Below are 3,742 nucleotides of genomic sequence, written 5' to 3'. Positions count from 1 at the left end.
GTCCTCGCAATCGAACCTGTCGGGCTACAAAGCGGTGCTCGATGCCGCCGCCGAATATGGCCGCGCCTTTCCGATGATGATGACCGCGGCGGGCACCGTCTCCGCCGCCAAGGTGTTCGTGATGGGCGTCGGCGTCGCCGGTCTCCAGGCGATCGCCACCGCGCGGCGCCTCGGCGCGCAGGTCTCCGCCACCGACGTGCGCTCGGCGACCAAGGAGCAGATCCTGTCGCTCGGCGCCAAGCCGATCTTCGTGGAGAATGTGAAGGGCATCGAGGGCGAAGGCTCGGGCGGCTATGCGACGGAGATGTCGCCCGAATATCAGGCGGCGCAGGCGGAACTGGTTTCCGGCCACATCGCCAAGCAGGACATCGTCATCACCACCGCGCTGATCCCCGGCCGCCCGGCGCCGCGGCTGATCTCGGACGCGCAGGTCGCCAGCATGCGCCCCGGCAGCGTCATCGTCGACCTCGCGGTCGAACAGGGCGGCAACGTCGAGGGCGCGGTCGCGGGCGAGGTGGTGGAGCGCCACGGCGTCAAGATCGTCGGCCACCGCAACGTGCCCAGCCGCCTCGCCGCCGACGCCAGCGCGCTCTATGCCCGCAACCTGTGGAACTTCCTGTCCGCCTTCTGGGACAAGGACCAGGGCCGCCCCGTGCTCGACGAGGAGATCGGCGACGCGGTCCGCATCACCCGCAACGGCCAGGTGGTGAACGCAAGGCTTTTGGGGTGAGCGCGAGGGGTGGTGTCGTCCCATCGCGGAGAGCGGGACACCCCTCCGTCGCGCTGACGCGCGCCACCTCCCCTTGCAGGGGAGGGACATCGATCCTCCCCTGCAAGGGGAGGTGGCAGCCCGAAGGGCTGACGGAGGGGTATTCCCGTTCGTTGCAGAGCGCGCAGATGCTCCTCCGCCTTCCGGAACAAGGACCAGGGTCGCCCCGTGCTCGACGAGGAGATCGGCGACGCGGTGCGGCTCACCCGCGGCGGCCAGGTGGTGAACGCGAGGCTGTTGGGGTGAGCGCGAGAGGTGGTGTCGTCCCATCGCCGAGAGCGGGACACCCCTCTGCCCCGCTGACGCGCGCCACCTCCCCTTGCAGGGGAGGGAAATCAATCCTCCCCTGCAAGGGGAGGTGGCAGCCCGAAGGGCTGACGGAGGGGTATTACCGTTCGTTGGAGCGCGCGTAGATGCTCCTCCGCCTTCTGGGACAAGGACCAGGGCCGCCCCGTGCTCGACGAGGAGATCGGCGACGCGGTCCGCATCACCCGCAACGGCCAGGTGGTGAACGCAAGGCTTTTGGGGTGAGCGCGAGGGGTGGTGTCGTCCCATCGCGGAGAGCGGGACACCCCTCCGCCGCGCTGACGCGCGCCACCTCCCCTTGCAGGGGAGAAAGATCAATCCTCCCCTGCAAGGGGAGGTGGCAGCCCGAAGGGCTGACGGAGGGGTATCCCCGTTCGTTGGAGAGCGCGTAGATGCTTCAGGGAACGCCAGAGTCCGCCGCTCGCGCCAAAGCGTTGCGCCAGGAGATGTCGCCAGCCGAGATCAGGCTCTGGCTTGCTCTCCGCAAGCGTCCTGCCGGACTAAAGTTCCGCAAGCAGCATCCATCCGGCCCTTACGTTGCAGACTTCTTTTGCCACGCCGCCCGGCTCGTCGTCGAAGTAGACGGGCAGGCCCATGATTTCGGCGATCGCCCGCAGCGCGACGCGCGCCGTGACCAATGGTTCAGGCCGCGCGGCATGGAGGTCCTGCGCCTGCCTGCACGCGATGTCCTTCGGGATTGCGACGCGGCGGTGCAGGGCATCGTGGCGGTTGCGGAACCGCGGATTCGGGACGAAGAGGGATGATGCGTCGCGTAACCCTCCTCCTCACCCCCCTCCTCCTCGCCGCCGCTGCGCCTGCCGAAAAGCGCGCGCTCGACATCCGCTATGTCGGTGACGATGCCACCACCGAGCGCTTCGCCGAGGCGCTGCGCACCGCGCTGCCCGCGTCCGAGCGCCTGCGCGCGCCCGATGCGGACGACGACGATCTCGCGCTCGTCATCCTTTCCGACGTCGCATCCGAGAAGAAGCGCTTCCGCTATTCGGTGGACCTGATGAAGGTGAACCCCGGCTTCTCGCCCGACCGGCTCGGCTCGTTCGAAGGCAAGTGCCGCGAGGACGAACTGGCGGATTGCGCGGGCGGCATCCTCGCCGATGCCGAGCGCGCGGTGCGCAAGGCGGAGAAGGACTGACCGATGGCGGCGGTCGCTTCCGCGCTGTCCTACATCGCGTCGCAATGGCATGATCCGGGCATGATTCTGCTGACACGATCTGCAACGCGACCGTGCTGCGCCTCAACCGCCTCAATTCGTCATGGCGAAAACGGCGTCAGCGCCTAAACCGTCTCAATTCGTGGCCGTGCCGGGAGGGCTGAAATGGACTTCGTCTCGATCCTGTCGATCTTCGTCATGGCCTGTTTCGTCGGCTATTATGTCGTCTGGTCGGTCACCCCGGCGCTGCACACGCCGCTGATGGCCGTGACCAACGCGATCTCCTCGGTGATCATCGTCGGCGCGCTGATCGCCGCCGCGGCGAGCGGGATCGGCACGGGGGGCGCGGCGTCGAAGTGGCTGGGGCTGCTGGCGGTGGTGCTGGCCAGCATCAACATCTTCGGCGGCTTTGCGGTGACCCAGCGGATGCTGGCGATGTACCGGAAGAAGGAGCGGCCGGCGGCCGCGAAGTGAACGCCCGACCTCCGTTCGTGCTGAGCGAAGTCGAAGCACATGGGCGCGCGAGACCCATGCCCTTCGACTTCGCTCAGGGCGAACGGAGGCGGGAAGGCGGCCTGAGGTAAGGGGGAGAAGAATGGAGCACGTCGCAGTCAATCCGTGGGTGGCCTTCGCCTATCTCGTCGCGGGCGTGTGCTTCATCCTCGCGCTCCGCGGCCTGTCCAGCCCCGAGACCAGCCGCCAGGGCAACCGCTTCGGCATGATCGGCATGGCCATCGCCGTGGTGACCACGCTGGTGACGCATGTGCCGCTCCTGAGCAGCGGTGTAGGCTTTGACGGCGACCGTATCACTGGCGTGTCGGCCTTCAGCATCGACTGGCTCACCCTCGCCGAAATCCTCGCCGCACTCGCCCTCGGCGCTGTCATCGGCATCGTCACCGCCCGCCGCATCGCGATGACCGCGATGCCGCAGCTGGTCGCCGCCTTCCACTCCCTCGTCGGCCTGGCGGCAGTGCTGGTCGCGGTCGCCGCCTTCCTCAATCCCGTCGCCTTCGGCATCGCCGATGTCGTCACGCCGCTGATCGGCCAGCCCTTCGCCGTCATCAACCCGGTCAGCCGGATCGAGATGATCCTCGGCGTCGCGATCGGCGCGATCACCTTCTCCGGCTCGGTGATCGCCTTCCTCAAGCTCAACGGCTCGATGTCCGGCGCGCCGATCATCCTCCCGATGCGGCATGCGATCAACCTGGGCATGCTGCTCGCCATCGCCTTCTTCGCCTTCGGCTTCTGGCACGGCCAGTACGCGTTCGATTTCTGGCTGGTCGTCGCGCTCAGCTTCGTCATCGGCTTCCTGCTGATCATCCCGATCGGCGGCGCGGACATGCCGGTCGTCGTGTCGATGCTGAACAGCTATTCGGGCTGGGCCGCCGCGGCGATGGGCTTCACGCTCCACAACAGCGCGATGATCATCACCGGCGCGCTGGTAGGCTCGTCGGGCGCGATCCTCAGCTACATCATGTGCCGCGCGATGAACCGCAGCT

General features: G+C 67.7%; 4 protein-coding genes and 2 pseudogenes. All 6 read left to right on the top strand.

What is annotated here, in order from left to right; genetic code table 11:
- A pseudogene (locus tag ACFDTH_RS17845) lies at positions 1-730 on the top strand (NAD(P)(+) transhydrogenase (Re/Si-specific) subunit alpha); the annotation flags it as partial.
- A gap of 459 nt (positions 731-1,189) precedes the next feature.
- Positions 1,190-1,300, top strand: a pseudogene (locus tag ACFDTH_RS17840) (NAD(P)(+) transhydrogenase (Re/Si-specific) subunit alpha); the annotation flags it as partial.
- A 167-nt stretch (positions 1,301-1,467) separates the two neighbouring features.
- Positions 1,468-1,839: an endonuclease domain-containing protein gene (locus ACFDTH_RS17835; RefSeq protein WP_375288894.1), complete on the top strand. Its 372-nt coding sequence runs from the start codon at positions 1,468-1,470 to the stop codon at positions 1,837-1,839.
- A complete protein-coding gene (locus tag ACFDTH_RS17830) occupies positions 1,839-2,225 on the top strand; it encodes a hypothetical protein (protein WP_375288893.1) in 387 nt (128 codons plus the stop codon). The genes ACFDTH_RS17835 and ACFDTH_RS17830 overlap by 1 nt, the downstream gene beginning before the upstream one ends.
- Positions 2,226-2,408: 183 nt before the next feature.
- A complete protein-coding gene (locus ACFDTH_RS17825) occupies positions 2,409-2,717 on the top strand; it encodes a proton-translocating transhydrogenase family protein (RefSeq protein WP_375288892.1) in 309 nt (102 codons plus the stop codon).
- A gap of 121 nt (positions 2,718-2,838) precedes the next feature.
- Positions 2,839-3,742 (top strand): NAD(P)(+) transhydrogenase (Re/Si-specific) subunit beta (locus tag ACFDTH_RS17820; protein ID WP_375288891.1); only part of this gene is annotated, 904 nt, incomplete at its 3' end.

Origin of the sequence: Sphingomonas sp. (genome assembly GCF_042096255.1) — a bacterium.
Lineage (GTDB): Bacteria > Pseudomonadota > Alphaproteobacteria > Sphingomonadales > Sphingomonadaceae > Sphingomonas.
Note: the sequence above shows the minus strand (reverse complement) of the source record. Positions and strands in the feature narration are given on the sequence as shown.

Bases quoted from the DNA above. Each gene is read 5' to 3' on its own strand.
- ACFDTH_RS17825 (WP_375288892.1), top strand. From the start codon at position 2,409: ATGGACTTCGTCTCGATCCTGTCGATCTTCGTCATGGCCTGTTTCGTC.
- ACFDTH_RS17835 (WP_375288894.1), top strand. From the start codon at position 1,468: ATGCTTCAGGGAACGCCAGAGTCCGCCGCTCGCGCCAAAGCGTTGCGC.
- ACFDTH_RS17830 (WP_375288893.1), top strand. From the start codon at position 1,839: ATGCGTCGCGTAACCCTCCTCCTCACCCCCCTCCTCCTCGCCGCCGCT.